15 protein-coding genes are annotated in these 17,855 nt (G+C 47.1%); 8 read left to right on the top strand and 7 right to left on the bottom strand.

All coding sequences use genetic code 11. The features are described from left to right. Nucleotides 1-89 precede the first annotated feature (89 nt). The 6 genes from F4V51_RS25205 (at nucleotide 90) to F4V51_RS25180 (ending at nucleotide 7,093) form a co-directional block, all read left to right on the top strand. Nucleotides 90-923 carry a MurR/RpiR family transcriptional regulator gene (locus tag F4V51_RS25205; RefSeq protein ID WP_153980035.1) on the top strand — a complete coding sequence of 278 codons (834 nt, stop codon included), beginning with the start codon at nucleotides 90-92 and terminating at the stop codon, nucleotides 921-923. Between the two features lie 124 nt (nucleotides 924-1,047). Continuing rightward, on the top strand, nucleotides 1,048-1,581 hold the full coding sequence (locus tag F4V51_RS25200; protein WP_153980034.1) for a VOC family protein: 534 nt from the start codon (nucleotides 1,048-1,050) through the stop codon (nucleotides 1,579-1,581). A 362-nt stretch (nucleotides 1,582-1,943) separates the two neighbouring features. Next, nucleotides 1,944-2,864, top strand: a complete 921-nt coding sequence (locus F4V51_RS25195; protein WP_236146645.1) for a methyl-accepting chemotaxis protein — start codon at nucleotides 1,944-1,946, stop codon at nucleotides 2,862-2,864. A gap of 177 nt (nucleotides 2,865-3,041) precedes the next feature. Continuing rightward, entirely contained in the window at nucleotides 3,042-4,757 is a 1,716-nt protein-coding gene (locus F4V51_RS25190; RefSeq protein ID WP_153980033.1) for a spore germination protein, read from the top strand. A 36-nt stretch (nucleotides 4,758-4,793) separates the two neighbouring features. Next, the gene (locus F4V51_RS25185; protein WP_153980032.1) at nucleotides 4,794-5,894 is read left to right on the top strand and encodes a GerAB/ArcD/ProY family transporter; all 1,101 of its coding nucleotides are present in this window, start codon (nucleotides 4,794-4,796) and stop codon (nucleotides 5,892-5,894) included. Next, the gene (locus F4V51_RS25180) at nucleotides 5,891-7,093 is read left to right on the top strand and encodes a Ger(x)C family spore germination protein (RefSeq protein WP_323131790.1); all 1,203 of its coding nucleotides are present in this window, start codon (nucleotides 5,891-5,893) and stop codon (nucleotides 7,091-7,093) included. Before F4V51_RS25185 ends, F4V51_RS25180 begins: the two co-directional genes overlap by 4 nt. Nucleotides 7,094-7,182: 89 nt before the next feature. Here F4V51_RS25180 and F4V51_RS25175 read toward each other — a convergent pair whose 3' ends face one another. From F4V51_RS25175 to F4V51_RS25155, 5 genes are all read right to left on the bottom strand, one after another. Next, complete coding sequence (locus tag F4V51_RS25175; protein WP_153980031.1) at nucleotides 7,183-9,585, bottom strand: ABC transporter permease; 2,403 nt, start codon at nucleotides 9,583-9,585, stop codon at nucleotides 7,183-7,185. Nucleotides 9,586-9,587: 2 nt separating this feature from the next. After that, complete coding sequence (locus F4V51_RS25170) at nucleotides 9,588-10,346, bottom strand: ABC transporter ATP-binding protein (protein WP_193724397.1); 759 nt, start codon at nucleotides 10,344-10,346, stop codon at nucleotides 9,588-9,590. Nucleotides 10,347-10,465: 119 nt separating this feature from the next. Further along, nucleotides 10,466-11,905 carry a sensor histidine kinase gene (locus F4V51_RS25165; RefSeq protein WP_153980030.1) on the bottom strand — a complete coding sequence of 480 codons (1,440 nt, stop codon included), beginning with the start codon at nucleotides 11,903-11,905 and terminating at the stop codon, nucleotides 10,466-10,468. A 24-nt stretch (nucleotides 11,906-11,929) separates the two neighbouring features. Next, the gene (locus F4V51_RS25160; protein ID WP_127539720.1) at nucleotides 11,930-12,625 is read right to left on the bottom strand and encodes a response regulator transcription factor; all 696 of its coding nucleotides are present in this window, start codon (nucleotides 12,623-12,625) and stop codon (nucleotides 11,930-11,932) included. 187 nt (nucleotides 12,626-12,812) lie between these two features. Beyond that, nucleotides 12,813-13,631, bottom strand: coding sequence for an AraC family transcriptional regulator (locus F4V51_RS25155; protein ID WP_095361747.1), 819 nt, complete (start codon nucleotides 13,629-13,631; stop codon nucleotides 12,813-12,815). A 206-nt stretch (nucleotides 13,632-13,837) separates the two neighbouring features. Here F4V51_RS25155 and F4V51_RS25150 point away from each other — a divergent pair, with 206 nt between their 5' ends. Further along, the gene (locus F4V51_RS25150; protein WP_095292272.1) at nucleotides 13,838-14,614 is read left to right on the top strand and encodes a sugar phosphate isomerase/epimerase family protein; all 777 of its coding nucleotides are present in this window, start codon (nucleotides 13,838-13,840) and stop codon (nucleotides 14,612-14,614) included. Between the two features lie 65 nt (nucleotides 14,615-14,679). Next, the gene (locus F4V51_RS25145; RefSeq protein ID WP_153980029.1) at nucleotides 14,680-15,699 is read left to right on the top strand and encodes a Gfo/Idh/MocA family protein; all 1,020 of its coding nucleotides are present in this window, start codon (nucleotides 14,680-14,682) and stop codon (nucleotides 15,697-15,699) included. A 184-nt stretch (nucleotides 15,700-15,883) separates the two neighbouring features. Here the strand turns inward: F4V51_RS25145 and F4V51_RS25140 are convergent, their stop codons facing one another. Both F4V51_RS25140 and F4V51_RS25135 read right to left on the bottom strand, forming a co-directional pair. Beyond that, nucleotides 15,884-16,831, bottom strand: coding sequence for an aldo/keto reductase (locus tag F4V51_RS25140; protein ID WP_153980028.1), 948 nt, complete (start codon nucleotides 16,829-16,831; stop codon nucleotides 15,884-15,886). Nucleotides 16,832-16,849: 18 nt separating this feature from the next. Then, nucleotides 16,850-17,854 carry a Gfo/Idh/MocA family protein gene (locus F4V51_RS25135; protein ID WP_153980027.1) on the bottom strand — a complete coding sequence of 335 codons (1,005 nt, stop codon included), beginning with the start codon at nucleotides 17,852-17,854 and terminating at the stop codon, nucleotides 16,850-16,852. Nucleotide 17,855 lies beyond the last annotated feature (1 nt).

The raw sequence follows: 17,855 nt of genomic DNA, 5'->3' as shown, positions 1-17,855 counted from the left end.
TTAATGAAAAATTTATTACATAGATAAGCCACTTGATCAGAGGCCAGCTGGTATACTGATGGCAGAGCGAGAAAAGGAGTGTATTCGGAATGAATTTATTTGCCCAAAAAGAACAGCTATCACCTGGTCATCTGAAAATTGCCGATTTTGTTGAGCGCAACCCGGAGGAGATATTATTCATGACGGAGCAGGAAATTGCCGACAAGCTTGGAGTAAGTATAGCCACCGTTTCGCGCTTCTGGCGGGCTGTTGGATATGACAATGCCAAAGCATTCAAAATCCGGCTGCGAACCTCGGAGGACACGACACCTGCACTCAAATTAAATAAAACAATCTCCCGCATGGACACGAGCAGCTTGCCTGTGCAGTTGCTGGAAGCCTCGGTATCCCATCTGCAGGAGACGTTATCACATATGAAGCAGGGAGATCTGGAGCATGCGGCTTCCATCCTTGCTGAAGCCAGAAGAGTATATATCTATGCGCCCGGCCCCTCAGCCGGTTTGGCAGAGCTGCTGTCATTCCGGTTATCGAGATTTGGATTAACCGTCATCCATCTGGCTGGAAGCGGACATGAATTGCTGGAGTCGCTAATGCACATGCAGCAGGAGGATATGGTCTTACTGATGAGCTTTACCCGTCTGCTGCCTGAAGCAGAGGTCATTCTGGATTATGCCAAGGAAGTAAACAGCAAGGCCGTACTTGTGACAGACCGGGAGGATCTGTTATACGGATTGGCAACGGAATTGTCTTTCTATGTGAGTCGCGGTGAGCTGGGGGAATTCCACTCCATGGTTACTCCACTACTTCTTATGGAGCAGCTGGTGCTCGCTGTTGGGTTATTGCAGAAGGAGCTGGCGTTATCCAAGCTGGAGAGGCTTGCTGAACTGCGCAGCAAATATGCGGATAAGCTGCCTCGCGGATAATTCATGGTATAGCTGTGGGTAATCTGACGTTGTTATATCGGTCCTCTTATGGTGTAAAAACATGATGAGAGCAATTGCTGCTGCTCACGAGCATGTTGAATTACATATGGAATGAGGGGATCGTATGACAACAAGAGGAATCGACCATATAGGGATTACGGTGCCGGATGTGGAACAAGCGACTGTTTTTCTGCAGCAGGCATTAGGCGCCAGAATTATATATGACAACATTACGCCTCAGGATCCCCCGCAGGAAGGTCCGGAAGCAGAAGGGAAGCTGGGGCTTCGACCAGGCGCCAAGGTCACTCATATTCGGATGTTATCTGTCGGGGAGAGCGCCAGTATTGAACTATTTCAGTTTGGAAATACCGAGCAGAATGATCCCGCTAGGGCATCAGACTTCGGTGTCCAGCATGTAGCCTTATATGTGGATCAGATGGAGAAGGCGGCGAAACGATTCACAGAGGCAGGAGGAAAGCTTCTCTCCGAGCCCAGTGCATTGTCCGGCCCGATCGAAGGCGGGAAAGGCAATCAATTTGTATATGGGCGTGCACCGTGGGGCATGTTGATTGAGCTGATCTCCTACCCGGCCGGCATCAATTATCCCCAGGATAGTGAGGATCAACGGTGGACACCTAAGGCAGGAAGGACTGATTAGAGACTGGAAAAGGCCAATTTATGTTGATGTGCTGGGCATGCTCCTTGTGAGGACCGTTTCGGATGAAACGGTCCTTTTTTTGTGCGTATTTGTCCATTTACGTGTTGACACGTTGATAATAAAATGAAGTTTAGTCCATTAAGTTTACCAAAATAAGATTATGCAAAATTTTTTTTAGGGAAAATCAAAAATAAGTGATCCAAATGTCCTGAATTGGGGTATCAATAGTAGAAGCGTTCAGAACGATCACATGAATATATAAAAAAATTGGAGAAGACAGATTGTCCATTTTTTGAATATGTGCAGGGAGTAATCTATTAAGAAGTAATAATAAATAAGAATTAGAGTGTGGGGGAAATGGAGTGTCTATAAAACAATTGGATAAGAAGGACATGGTCACAGATGCGCTGGTCGTTAAGGCTATGGAAAAAAGTCTGGCGATCATTCGTTTTGACCTGGATCGGCGGGTAACTTATGTCAATGAGACCTTTGCTCATACGATGGGATACCCGGTAGATGAAATGTACGGGATGCATCATCGGCAATTATGCTTTGCTGATTTCGCAAACAGCCTGGATTATGAGTTGTTCTGGAACAGTATCTTCAACGGTGTAAGCTTCCAAGACAAGATCGAGCGTAAGGATGCCAGTGGAAACTCTGTCTGGCTTGAGGCAACATATATGCCTGTCTATGATGAGTTTAATGAGAGAATTCTGGGTGTCTCCAAAATGGCAACCAACATTACAAATCGTCAGAGAAACATCTCGGCTGTGGTCCACGAATTGAAAACGATGTCACATGAGATGAACGAGCATGCGGATATTGGGATGGAGCGCAGTCGTGAGCTGCTGTCCGGTATTACGGAAATTGCAGAAGTTTCGGCTCATAACCGGGCTACGTTGACTGATTTGCAGGAGCAAGCAGGCTCGATCCAAGGTGTCGTCAAAACCATTCAGCAGATAGCCTCGCAGACACAGCTGCTCGCACTGAATGCTGCCATTGAAGCTGCCCATGCAGGTGAGTACGGGCGTGGGTTCGATGTTGTAGCCAAGGAAGTCAGAAAGTTGTCTGCCATGGTGACGGATTCCATTAATGAAATCCGCGATAGCGTGAAAGGCATAACCAAAGAGATTCAGAACATTTCCAGCGGAACTCAGAAAGTTGAAGCGTACGCCCAGCAAAGCCAGCAAAAGATTGCGGTGGCGTTGAAGGATTTTACAGCCATTGCGGAATCTGCACAGCTGCTTGATGCCAAGGCGCAGCAAGTTACCAAGATCGTCTAAGATGCACACTCTTCTATAAAATAACCTTGAACAATAATAATAACGTAGCAGGTCTCCGACACAGGGGCCTGCTTTTTTATTACGCCAAAAAAACGGGAATTATTGTGAGCCTTCGGGGAAAGAATACTCAGAAATACATGTAGGTTCATAGCACAGAGAAATGTTGGGGTGAGGGTGATGTGGTCCAAAATTTTATCATACGTCCCGAGTTGGGAGATATGGGTACAAGCCTTTTTGGTTGTAATCATTCCGCTAGTGATATTAAAAGCAGCTCGGTGGATTAGCTCATCCATTAGAAAAGGTGCATTCACGAATCCCAGTTCGCAGCAAAAACAAAACTCAGGAGACTCCTCTTCGAATGGTACTGACCAGGCACAAGGAACTGAATCCGGTACATATGCGAACATCAAGCTGACAGGGCACTATACCACAGATCTGATCAGTTCAAGAGAGACCTTTGGGCAGAATGCTGACGTACATATCCGGGAGTTCTTCATCTATGGTACGGACACATCTGCGGCTGTCATGTATGTTGATGGTCTGGTGGATCAGGAGTTGGTCGACGACCATTTGATCACGCCTCTTATGCTAAGAGGCGTGCCTGAACTGAAACAGGATGCCTTCAATCATCCGGTACACGCCCATCTGCTTAAGGGATACCTGACAAATCATTTACTGCCTGTCAGTCAGGTAGAGGAAACCGAGTCATTACAGGAACTGGCTCTGGGTGTACTGTCCGGGAAAAATGCTCTCATTATTGATGGTATGCCTGGTGCTCTCCTCATTGGATCAGCCAAAGGAAAAACACGCAGTATTGAAGAGCCGTTATCCGAAGCCCTGCTCCGTGGGCCGCGCATTGGTTTTACGGAAAGTCTCAGTGATAATACGGGGGTACTGCGGCGATATGGGACTAACCAGAGCCTGTTCATACAGAAATATGAAGTAGGTACACGGATCAAAAAGGATCTGGTTATTGCGTATATTCAAGATATTGCCAACCCCGAGATTGTAGCTGAAGTACAAAAACGAATCGAAAAGCTGGATGTAGACGCCATGCTGGAATCCGGGTATGTAGAGCAACTCATTGAGGATGATCAGCTGAGTCCTTTTCAGCAGGTGCAGAATACGGAAAGACCGGACCGGGTGATCAGTGCTTTGCTTGAAGGACGTGTTGCCATATTGCTGGACGGTACACCCTTCGCCTTAATTGTACCGGCCACCTTCAGCATGCTGCTGCAATCACCTGAAGACTATTATGAGCGATGGATTCCGGGTACCTTTCTCCGTATGCTTCGTTTTCTGGCAGCCATGATCGCCCTTCTGGCACCTGCCTTGTATATCTCGTTTATTTCCTTTCATCCGGGTCTGATTCCGACCAAACTGGCATTAACCATTATCGAGACGCGAAAAGGAGTACCCTTTCCCTCCATTATCGAAGCACTCATTATGGAGACGGCAATTGAGATATTGCGCGAAGCCGGTATACGTCTACCGAAACCGATTGGACCCGCGATGGGGATCGTCGGCGGTCTCATTATCGGGGATGCCGCTGTACAGGCAGGGATTGTCAGCCCGTTTCTTGTTATTGTCGTTGCCGTTACAGCAATCTCGTCATTCTCCATTCCGACGTACAGCGCAGGGATAACGCTGCGGATTCTGCGTTTTATAGGCATGTTTAGTGCGGCAGTACTTGGCTTGTACGGGGTGGTTTTGTTTATCCTGTTACTCTGCAGTCATCTTGCACGGTTACAGAGCTTTGGCGTTCCATACGTCAGCCCGAGTGTCCCTTATCGATTATCAGACTGGAAGGACTTCCTAATCAGGGCACCAATGAGCATGATGAAGAAACGCCCTTACATGATGAAACCCAAAGATCAGGACCGCAAGAAATGAGGACAAGGCTATGAAACTGATGAAGAGGTGAAACCAATGAAGCCTTCCTACACACCCCTAACAACCGCTCAGGCTGCGATCATGATCATTAACTATATGCTGGGAGCAGGTATCCTGACCTTGCCGCGAACAACGGTAGAAGCCGTAGATACACCGGATGTCTGGATTTCCATTATCATCTCGGGTGTAATTATTACGCTCATTGGTTTCATCATGGTTACGCTGTGCCGGAGATTTCCAGGGAAAACGGTGTTTCAGTTTGTCCCGGAGATTACCGGCAGAATGATTGCCATGGTAATCAGTATGTCAATCATCCTGTATTTTCTCATTATCTCTGCATTTGAAGTCAGGGTGCTCGCGGAAGTGACCAATTTATATCTTCTTGAGCGTACGCCAACTTGGGCGATAGTAATGGGATTTATGTGGATCGGGATTTATCTGATATCGGGCGGTTTGAATGCAATCGTGCGGTTGTTCGAGATTATTTTGCCTATCACAATTGTTATTTTTGTCATAGCTATCCTGCTTAGCAGCAAAGTCTTTGAGATAAACAATCTGAGACCCGTGCTGGGAGAGGGATTTATGCCGGTCATAAAAGGATTGAAGCCGTCGCTCTTGGCCTATACAGGATATGAAATTATGTTTGTCGTTATGGCCTATATGAAGAGTCCAGAGAAAGGATTTAAGTCTGTTATTTGGGGGACAGCTATTCCTACAATGATCTATCTGGTTACAGTCATTATGGTGGTGGGCAGCTTGTCCATCAATGGCATGAAGACTCGAACCTGGCCTACACTCGATTTAATGCGAAGTTTTGAAATTCAGGGATTGATATTTGAACGCTTCGAATCGTTACTTCTGGTCATCTGGATTATGCAGATCTTCTCCACCTTCACCGTCACACTGTACGGTGCTTCCATAGGATGCGCTCAATTGTTCAAACGAAAGGAAATACTGGGAGCCATGTTTATTTTAGTTTCCATTATCTATTTTATTGCCTTTCTTCCAAACGACGTCAATCAGACTTTTGCACTTGGTGACTTTGTGGGAAAGGTATCTGTTTATTTGTTTGCTATCCTTCCAGCCCTTTTGCTGCTGTTAAGCTTTGTTCGCAAAAAAGGAGGCCAGAAGAAATGAAGATGCCTTGGAAGAAGCTGATATTGTTTTCTGTATCGCTATGCATGTTGTTTACGCAAACAGGCTGCTGGAGCAGCAAAGAAATTGAGGACTTGGGTGTCTATGTGGCTCTTGGGATTGATGTGCCTGAGCAAACTGAATTTGAAAAGGACGTAAACGCTCATGGTGGTCATTATCCCAAAGAAAACAATATAACCGCCACAGTGCAGATTGTACCTAAGGATTCATCCAAACAAAACAGCCAGCAAGGTTCTCCGTCAGCGGGCAAGTCCTATTTCAACGAACAATTAACGGGGGATTCTCTATTAGAAATATTCCGTCAGTTTGCACTGAGAAGAGATCGTCCCCTTATCGGACATCACTTGAAAGTGATCGTGGTTTCGCAAGAAATTTCACGGAAATATAGCTTGGAACAATTGCTTGATTTTGTATTGCGTGATAACGATATCCGTCCCAGTTGCCTGGTTGTGGTGAGTGATGAAAAAGCCATTGATGCTTTGCACTCCAATGATCCCAGTGAAATCCCGGCATTTTACCTGACAGGTCTTGTGGACAATTCATACTTGTCGAATAAAATCATGCCCGCTGTGTCACTAGCCAAGTTGGACGCAACCATGAAGTCTGGCAAAAGCTTTCTCCTGCAAAATGTTATTTCCTATAAAGGCGAACATAAATTTTCGGGTGCAGGCATATTTGACTCGAAGACAAAACGCCATATAGGAACCTTAAGCCAGGTCGATCTCGAAGGATTGTCATGGATTCAGGAAAGGCCTAGGGGTGGCGTAATTAAAACATATGAAGAACAAACCGGGAGTACCATCGTGTATGAAATTAAGCATACCAAAGGTAAAATTATCCCTACAGTGCATGGGGAAGATATCTCGTTCCATGTTAAGGTGGAATCGGAAGGGTGGTTCATGGAAGATTGGACTGTTCCCGAAGCCTCGGGAGACGAAGAATATCTTCACAAATTGGAGAATGATTTTAAGAAAATCGCGGAACAGCAGGTGAAACAGGTCCTCGATAAAATGCAGCATAAGTACAAGGTGGATGTTGGCGGATTTGGCGAGAAACTGCGCATTAAATATCCCAAGGTATGGAAAAAGGTTAAACCGGATTGGGATAAGACGTTCAGTAAAATTCCAATTACCTACGATATTAAAATCAAAATCAAGAATCAGGGATCTTCGACGGAGTAAGATCTGAAAAAGTAATATCTGGACAAGCCATACAGCCTTTTCAACCCGTGGAGGATCTGAGAAGGCTGTTTCACATGCCCTTGTCAAAGTTATTCAATTACCAGCATACGAGGCGACGTGTCCTGAATGACACGGGAGGAGAACCAGGAGCCGAGAGCTGCTGCAATAATGCCGACACAAACGGCTAGAACTATTCCAACCCCATTCAAAATAAGAGGAAGATGTACTATACCATAGTCAGCAAGGATCATTTCAAGAAGAATAGGCAGCACATACACACCAACCAGAATTCCCAGCAGGGCGCCCATAGCGGATAGGAGCGATACTCCCATGGCAATAGACATCCGAATGCGGCGCGAGGTTAATCCAAGCGATTTGTAGATACCATACGTTCTGCTTTCTTTGCGGATACTAATCCGGCAGGTACTGAAAATAATAATAAAGGTAACCAGGATAAACAGCAGCCCAATCAGGCTCATGGGGTAAATTAAAATATCTGCCGCTTCGGCGTAGACCGAATCGAGCAGGGTCTGCTGCGTTACAACTGAAGCGGAATCCTTGAATCGATGATTCATTTCCCTGGCAACAAGCTCTGCTTCCAGCGGATCATTCAAATTAATGAATACGGCATCAAAATCATTGTAATTCGGGCGAATCGTATTCATGGCCTCCATCGTAATTCGTCCCGAGATGGACATATTGGCAATAGCTTGATAAATTCCTGTGATGAGGAATGTGCGCTGTTCCCCTTCAATATAAAGCTCCAGGAAGTCACCCGGCTTTTTGTTTAAGGATTTAGCTACACCCACGCCGATGGCTATTTCATTCTCCTGCTGTGGGTTATTTCCCTCTAATGTCTCAAATCCAAGATCCTGATAACTTCCTTCCAGTACACTCAGAGTTACACTGGTAGAGTGCCGTTTATCATCCCCTGAAGAGTTTGGGCTAACTACGCCAGTAATGTTTCCTTGCCAGCCTGCATTTTTGATTCTTGCATCCTCTTGTAGCCATTGCTTGAAATCCTCTTTGGGAAAAGTACTCTTATTCACAACGACAGCGGCGATGTTGGCATTGTCATAACCCCACTGGGCAGCGGTCTGAGCAATTCCGGTGATACTGCTTAACAAAACATATCCCAGAACCAGTACGGAAGAGGCCGTAGTTGTCAGCAAGAGCATCAGAATAGAACTTTTAATGTTTTTGGTGACATGGCGGACTCCGATAACTGCAGCTACTGGAAGGCGAGTGAACCCGAAAAGGCGGGTTAGCGGGGAGTTCATTCTCCGTGCCATCCGGCTATTGTCCAGCTCCGACATTCCATAACGGATGGCCTGCACCGGCTGAATATTCCGTGCTTTTTTGGCATACATCACAACGAACAAAAGGATCATGGCGAACAGGAAGACGCCCACAAGCATGGCTAAGCCTATCCCCTCTACCGAGATATCTCGATTTCCCACGCGAAGAGAAGACACGGAGATATTGATGATGAATTTGGATATCCATATGCTGAGCCCAAGTCCCGGAAGGATGGCTATACCGGAAAGCATGGAATACTGCATGACATATGTGCCAATGGTTTTTGCCGAGGTCAGACCGAGTGATTTCAAAATACCGATCGTTTTATAGTTGGCCAGGATGGCATCCGAAATCGTAAATCCGATTGTAATCAGAGCGATGGCAAGCATGACAACTCCTAGGAAAATCATGATGAATCCGATGATTTGATTAATGATCAGATAGAAAGAAGAGATGCCCTCAAACTCCATCTTGGTTTCCAGAAACGGACTGCCTGTCTCGAGCGAATACCGTTCCCAATAGCTTGAATTGGCACTATAATCGTCGAAGTGGATACCCAGCATATAATTATCGTTGCCTTCAAAAGATTGAACATGCTCCGAATAATCGGAAGGGTTCATCCAGACACGTGCTGTGTTGGTGAATGGTGCCCCATAGGGGACATCGATTACAATACCGGATACATTCAATTCGATGGTAGTGCTCCCCGTTTTGAAGCCAATAGTATCTCCTGCCGAGACAGCGTAGGCATTGGCCATGGAAGTGGGAATCCAGACCGAACCTGGCGCAGGAAACATTTCCGGTGTTCCACTAGAAAAAATAAGCTCATCCACAATCCGCGGCGTTGACGGGGTATTTATCATGTAAAGGTAAATGTTAGGGATATCCGTTCCATGAAACGAGATGCCCGATAACGTTCGGTACGTTAACAGTTCAGACACTTTAACGCCTTCCTGGGAAGCCCACCAGGAGTGGACAGCTTTTGGATCATTCAAGCCTTTATCAAAAGTCAAAATCTGATGAGATCCATTGGTACGGGTATGCATTTCTCTAAACTGATTACCTGTGTTGGCCAGAATCATGACAGCTGTAGACAACAGCAGCGTGGATAGAAGAATGAGCAGAGCGATGAACGAGTTTTGGATTTTGCTTCTTCCCAGATAGGAGAGGCTAAGTTTCAACATGACAGCCATCGTTATTCCTTCCCCGATACAAAGGCAAATATCATGTCCTCACGGTCATGAACCTGGTGCTCGTTATAGGGTTCGAATTCGAGAATGCCACCCACTTTGCCGTCCCGGATTAATATCAGACGATCGGCACGACAGGCAGCCTTGATATCGTGCGTGACCATGACAACGGACTGCCCTTTTCGATGAATGTCTGTCAGGATGTCAAGAACAGCCTTACCATGCTCCACATTCAGACTTCCAGTCGGTTCATCAGCGAAAAGGACGTCAGGAGTATTGATCAAAGCCCGCGCAATGGCGGCTCGCTGCTGCTGCCCTCCTGAAGTCTGGGAGGGAAGACGGCTGCTCAGACTGTCAATATCCAAGGATTTCATCAATTGGTCTGCCCGCCGCAGAATTTCATTCTTTTTGGTCCCGGCGATGTAACCCGGCAGTGCAATATTCTCTCGAATGGAGAGATCCGGTACGAGATTTATACTTTGATAGATATAACCAATCCGGCGAGTGCGAAAATCAGACATTTCCCGCTCGCTGTAATCATCGATGCGTTGTTCCTGAAAATAGACCTCACCAGCAGTAACATGATCCAGACCACTCAGCAGATAGAGCAGGGTGGATTTGCCCGAACCGGAGTTGCCCATGATGACGGTAAAATCCCCTTGATATATATCCAGATCAACATTGCGTATAGCATGGTATTGTTCCGGGCCTGCGCTGTATGTTTTGCATAGGTTATGCGCACGAATAATCGTTGTTTTGCTCAAGAAAATCACTCCCCAAAGCAGTATATGTTTTATTTTAGAGGGGGGATGTTGAGGAAGTCTTATCAAATTATGAATAAAGTCTTACAGGCTGGATGCCAGCCTGAATGGGGTGGGACGAGTCAGCAGACCGGCAGACTAAATTGAAAGCTGGTTCCTTGCCCCTCTTTGCTTGAAAAGGATATGCGTCCTCCATGTGCTTCAACGATATTTTTGCAGATGGATAAGCCAAGGCCTGTACCCTCGTGCACGTGTCTGGATACAGGAGACGTCTGCCCTCGGAAATAACGTTCAAATACAAAAGGTATATCCTGTGCCCGAATTCCTTGACCAGTGTCTGTGATTGTCACAATGAACTGATTGGCTTCCAGCTCAGTATGAACACGGATGGTATCCCCGCGATGGGTGTGCTTCAGTGCATTGGATATGAGATTGGCCAGCACTTGCTCGATCCTTGTGGTGTCCATGCGTATTAATACATTTGGAACGGATCCGGGCGTTTCATACGTTAGACCTTTCATGCGTACAGCATGACCGAATGATCCAAGCATGGCTTCAAAAGAGGGACCGCTATAAACTTCACGCGGCTCTACGGATATCTGACCCAGTTCCTGCAGCGCATGAAGTAGCAGATCTTCAACCAATCGGGCTGTTTTGTCCGTGTGGGTCTGCATGATTCGCATATACTCCATCAGGGTTTCCTCATCTGCGCAAATGCCTTCCATAATGGCTTCAATATACGCTTTAACCGTAGTAATGGGTGTTTTGATATCATGCGAAATATTGGTGATGAGTTCCTTTTGCGCCTGTTCTTGCTTCGTGCGTTGTTCACTCAAATACTTGATTTCGGTGCGCATCAGATCGAACATGGCATATAACTCGCCTACTTCATCTGCATGTTTATAATGAATTGGACTATTGTACTGTCCCTTGAGAATAGATTCAGCATGATACTGAAGCATATGTACCGGTGACAGTAATCGTTTATGTATTTTGCGATGCATGGTTAATAAAAGAATGCCGAGAATAAGTGCGATTACGATGGATATGGCTGCAACCAGATAAGGCAGGATGGATGAAGGCTGGATAGTAACCATGACTTTAGGGATGGTAAAGATGGCATTTCCGATCTGAATTTCATCCGCAGCATGGAGGACAGGAAAAGCCATGTTCACCACATCCTCTCCATGGTTGGCATGCTCGGCATAGTTCAGATCATAATGCAAGGCGGATGCCAGATGAATATGTTTTCCTTGAGAGGATGGATCGGAAGAGAATAGGATCGTACCGTCCAGGCCGACATAGGATAACTGGATGCCTTGCTCTTCAGCGAGGGCACGAACGTTTTCCTGAACCTCCGGGCTGGTGAGTTGATGATGATTCTGCTCCAAAGCAAGCATTACCGGATTGATGATGAGCCGGACCAGATGAATGGACAAGTTGGACTCCTCTGTATGATGAACTGACCGATTCACGGCAAGTGTCAGGCTGCATCCAAGGAGAAAAATAAGCAGAATGAGTACGGTAATCAGCCAGCGTTTGGACCATTGGTGTAACAACATCGAGATTGTGGTCTCCCATCTATCTTAGTGGTTGAATTTGTAGCCGACGCCCCAGACTGTCTTCAGAACAACGGGCTCGGAGGGGGTGGCTTCAATTTTCTCTCTCAATCTTCGGATGTATACAGTGACCGTATTTTCATCCCCGTAAGCATCATATCCCCAAACTGCGTCCAGCAGTTGTGACTTCGAGAACACCTGATTCTTGTGGCTCGCCAGGTAGTACAGCAGTTCGAATTCCTTCGCAGAAAGCGAAACTTCATCTCCGCTTACCGTAACCTTGTACGCTTTCTTGTCGATTACCAGGTTGGAGAGACGAAGAAGATGTTCCTCCTCACGCTCGGATGCAAGACTGTCATACCGCCTGAAATGGGCATTGATTCGCGCAAGCAGCTCACTCAGGGAGAAGGGCTTGGTCATATAATCATCTGCCCCAAAGCCCAAACCAAGCACCTTGTCGGTATCACTTCCTCTTGCACTTAGAATGAGAATCGGAATATTGTTTCTTCGTCTTATTTCACGGCATACCTCAATACCATCCATATCCGGAAGCATGATATCCAGGATAATATAGTCCGGCTGCAGCATGTCCATCAGTTGCAATCCATCTTGTCCAGTGGCTGCGACTGCCGCGTCATATTGGTTTTTGTTCAGATAGTCTCTTACAATGCGTGAAATGTCCTGCTCGTCTTCAATAATGAGTATTCTACGTGAATGAGGCATGGGTATCGCTCCAATAAAGGGTAATGGAAATTTCGTTAATGATGGTTGAATCTGTAAATGACTATAATTTTAACTATACAGGGTTATGTGGGAGGAGTCATGAGTAAATTTGGAGCAGTAAAAAGTTCGAAGAACCCATAACGTGACCTGTGTATAGGTCGTCATGGGTTCGAGGTTCCAGGTGATGTTACACATGCTCCATATCAAAAGACGGGTGGGACTGGGATTTCAGATATTCCAGAGGGGACATGCCGAAGTGAGCGCGGAATACCCGGTGGAAATAGGAATAGCTGGCGAATCCACACGTCTCGGCGATATGCTCCAGTGTCATCTCACTGTACTTCATGCGTTCCAGTGCAACATTCAGACGAATTTCAATAGCGTACTGGATCATGGTTTTGCCGTAGTGTTCCTTGAACAGCCGTACTGCGCGTGACAGACTAAGACCAGCGTAACGGGCAGCCTCCTCAAGTTTGAACGTAACGGTAGCATGTTCTTCTATGAAGCGTTTTAGCTTCAGAGTGGAGGACACGCTTCGATCCGTCTGGAGACTTTCGCTAATCGCACGGTCGATGTACAGACAGAGTCCGCGCAATAGGGCGTCTTTTAACTCCTCATTTTCTTCAAGAGGTCCCCGGCGCTGCTCCAGCAAAATATTGCGCCACAGGCTGACCAGCTTGTCATCCAGTCCAATTCGGTTTACGGTAGGGCGCTGAATTCGCTTCCACCACTGATCAATCCAGGAACCTTCACAGAACAAATAATAATCCCCGCTGGACAATCGTCCTTCCTTATGCGGTTCTGCGACCACGAGATGATAGTCATCTCCTGGTTTCAACAGCAGTAAATCGCCGCTCGTCATCGTAAATTCTTCATCCTGCACATATACCTTGCAGGAGCCTTCGGTTTGCAGACGGAACAGATAGGTCTGAAGCTCGCCCTTCATGTTGTGGTTAAATGCCTTGTAGTGATAAGAGTAGTCACAGATCAGTACTGAAGTCTTCAACGGTTCCAAAGATGCAATCCTCCAATATAGGTATCCTGCATGCACTTTTATAGGTGAAATATCGTGATGCAAAATACTGGAATAAAAAATCAGTCAAATAGTTCATGTTCTGACGATATTGTATATGTTCATTCTAGCCTGTTTTGCGGTAGGATGATACCAGATAGAGCAATGAAAGCAAATTTGAGAGCAGAGGTGTATCATTCATGAAAAAACTTAATATTGGTTTGCAATTGTTCACCCTCCGTGATGAAACTGCAGCAGATTTTCGTGGCACATTGCGCAAGGTAGCAGAGCTTGGTTATGAAGGTGTGGAATTCGCTGGTTATGGTGACATTCCTGCCGAAGAGATGAAAGCATTGCTGGATGAGCTGGGCCTCAAAGGATTCAGCAGCCACGTTTCCCTGCACGCGATGCGCGAAGATTTGCAAAAACAAATTGATTACCTCAAAACCATTGGGGCTCAATATATGATCTGTCCTTACCTCATGCCTGAAGATCGCCCTGATAATGCTGAAGGCTGGACTAAGTTGTTCGCTGAACTACAGCAATATGGTGCGGAAGCAGCGAAACAAGGTTTGATCTTTGGTTATCACAACCATGACTTCGAATTCCATGGCCAAGTTGGCGACAAAAATGCCTTTGATGCCATGTTCGCTGAAACAACTCCAGAGGCTGTACAAGTGGAAATGGACGTATGTTGGGTGCAATTTGCGGGACAAAATCCGATCGAGTATATTAATCAATATGCAGGCCGTCTGCCGCTTCTCCATCTGAAGGACTTCAGCAAAGACGAACAGGGTCAGATGAAAACATTGGAACTGGGACAAGGTTCGGTTGACCTGCCAGCAGTTATTGAAGCATCAACGAGCGCAGGCGTGGAATGGCTGATCGTGGAACAGGATGTATGTCAGAATCCTCCACTTGAAAGCGTAGCCAACAGTTATAACTGGTTGAAACAGAACTACCTGAACCAATTTTAATCTAGCAATTCGAATCATTAAATGAAGCAAATGCTGAATCTACTTGTCAAAGGGGACATTAATCCATGAGTAAAATTAAAGTTGCTGTATTCGGCTGTGGAGCCATTGCTGAACGCAGACATATTCCAGAATACGCTGCTAATGAAAACGTAGAGCTTGTCGCTTTTGCTGATCCAATTGTGGAGCGTGCAGAGAAAATGGCCGAAACATACGGCGGGAAAGCATACTCCAGCTATGAAGAGCTGCTTGCAAACGAAACCGTTGATGCAGTTAGCGTATGCACACCTAACTATCTGCATGCCTCCATGGCCATTGCTGCTGCGAATGCAGGTAAGCATGTGCTGGTTGAGAAACCGATGGCTGTTACCACCGAAGAAGGCGAGCAAATGATTGAAGCTGCCAAGAAAAACGGTGTGTATCTGATGGTTGGACACAACCAACGTCTGATGCCTCCACACGTCAAAGCAAAAGAAATCCTGGATTCCGGCAAATTGGGTAAAGTGCTGAATTTCCGTACTTCCTTTGGTCACCCAGGACCGGAAGGCTGGAGTGTGGACGGAGCAGAGAGCTGGTTCTTCCGTAAGGAAGAAGCAATTATGGGCGCCATGGGTGACCTTGGTGTGCACAAGTCTGACTTCATTCGCTATTTGCTGAACGATGAAGTATCCGAAGTAGCTGGGTTCATCAGCACCCTGCACAAAGAAGGCACGCAAGTGGATGACAATGCGACATGCTTGCTTCGCATGAAGAGCGGTGCCATTGGTACACTCGTTGCCAGCTGGACTCAATACAGAGCAGGAGACAACAGTACGGTTCTGTGGTGTGAGAATGGCGTCATGAAGATCGGTACGGTTGAAGGCGACGAAGTCATCGTTGAGCTGACGAACGGAACGGTTGAAACGTACAAAGTTGGTGCGATGGCAACGAATGAGAAGCAGGTACCAAGCGGCGTAATCGACGCATTTGTGGAATCCATTGTGACTCAAACGCCTCCAAGCATCTCCGGTGAAGAAGGCCTTCGTTCCCTGCAGGTTATTCTGGCAGCGTTCGAATCCCAGAAGACCGGTCAGATCATTAAACTGTAAGACGGACCCGTTCAAGGTCATTATATATGTTCATGTGAGGGTACCTCCAGCGTTTCTCTGGTTGGTGCCCTCTTTATTTATTTTAGGAAGGAAAAGAGACGGCCTCCCGCATCGAAAGTGGGGAGGGCCGTCTCTTAAACTGTACTCCGTTTGAAGCGTTTCCGCTTTGGATCAGCTCTTGTGGTTACACAACCGGTTTGACGTCGCTCGCAAGATCAAGCCAGGCAATCTCGTCACCAGTCAGAGTCAGGCGTGAGCCTTCGTCACAGGATAACAGCTCATCGCGATTCTGTGCACCGATCAGTGCGCAGGTCGGGAAGGACTGATTCAATACATAAGCTAATGCAATCTGAATTGCCGTTGTATTCTTCGTTTCGGCCAATTCCCCGGCACGGCGCAGTCTTTCCCAGTTGCCGTCACTGTAGAAGACACGAACCAGATCGGCATTGTCACGAACCTCGGGTGTGAAACGACCGGTGAAGAAGCCGCGTGCCTGCGAGGACCAGGACAGCAGCGGAAGCTGTGTCCGTTCATGCCATGCCAGAGTCTCTGCATCTGCTGATACACAGCCAGCCCAAAACGGCTCGTTCGCCTTGGCCAGGCTAAGATTCGGGCTGCTGAATGTGAAGCCCTTCAGACCATGTGCTGCCGCATACGTGTTGGCTTCCTCCAAACGCTGCCAAGTCCAGTTGGAGGCACCAATCGCACCAATTTTACCAGACTCTATGTGCTCATTCAGTGCTTCAAGAATGATGCCAACAGGAATGTTCGGATCGTCCCGGTGTAATGCATACAATTCGACATGATCCGTCTGTAGACGTTCCAGGCTGGTAAGCAGATCGCTGCGAATGGCATCGGCATTGACACGAGGGCCGTTCTTATCATGATGGGCACCCTTTGTCAGAATGACGACCTGATCGCGATTACCGCGCTCTTGCATATAACGTCCGAGCACTTCTTCACTCTGTCCGCCGCAATAGATGTGAGCTGTATCAACAGTATTTCCGCCAATCGCCAGAAAAGCATCCATATTCGTTGCAGCTTTTTCGTAAGCATCATGCACAAAATAATCCGTACCTTTGATCAACCGGGAAATCGGTTTTCCTGCACCATTAATTGTAATGAATTCCATTGTACACACCATCCTCGCTTATAGTGTAATTCGTGTACGTTCCTCTGCAGAACGAAGGCAAGCTTCAAGCACTTTCATATTGGCCACCGCATCGGATGAAGCAAAACGCATATCTTTACCTTGAAGCACAGCGCGTGCCATATCATCCCCCTGCAGGGAGTAATGATTGACCTGAGGGACCTCAACTTCCCTGCGTTCACCGCCCGCCGTAACGTAGAAGTTCGAGCTGCGGTCCGGTTTGCTGATAAATGCGGACGGAACCTCGATTATGCCATCCGATCCAAGCACCTCCAGCGTATTGCGGAATGCTGCCCACATGCTGCTGTCAAACGTGACGCCGACGTGATCATTGAATTCAAGTAATCCCGAGGCCATCATGTCGACATGGTCGTGCTCAGGGGAGAACATGCCAATGACCGTTACCGCAGAAGGTTCCTGGCCGAGCAGCAGCCTTGCTGCACTGATGGAATAACAGCCGATGTCATAGAGAGCACCGCCGCCCCATTCACGTTTGAACCGGACATTGCCTGCAGAACCGGAATTGTTGAACGAAAATGTACTGTGAATACCGCGAATTTCCCCAATTTCACCGCTGGCAATGACATCTCTGATCTGGTCGTAACGGGGATGATGCCGATACATGAATGCTTCGGCGAGCAGTACTCCGGCATCATCACAGGCTTGCGCCATTTCGCGTGCCTCCTGCTCGGTTAACGCGAGTGGTTTTTCGCACAGAATATGTTTGCCCGCCTCAGCTGCGCGGATCGTCCACTCCCGGTGAAGATGGTTGGGAAGGGGAATATATACAGCGTCAATGGAGTCATCCTCGAGCAGTGCTTCATAGCTGCCGTAAGCCTGGGGGATTCCAAGCTGATCGGCGGTCTGTTTCGCCTTTTCCTCGTCCCGGCTTGCGATCGCCGCCACTTCATTCAACTCCGATTGCTGCAAACCAGGAATGACAGAACCTTTGGCAATGCTAGCGCTACCAAGAATGCCCCAGCGTAATTTTCGATCTGAATTCATG

The organism is Paenibacillus xylanilyticus (genome assembly GCF_009664365.1).
Classification (GTDB): domain Bacteria; phylum Bacillota; class Bacilli; order Paenibacillales; family Paenibacillaceae; genus Paenibacillus; species Paenibacillus xylanilyticus_A.
The sequence above is the reverse complement of the archived record's forward strand: the minus strand, read 5'-3'. Positions and strand labels throughout refer to the sequence as shown.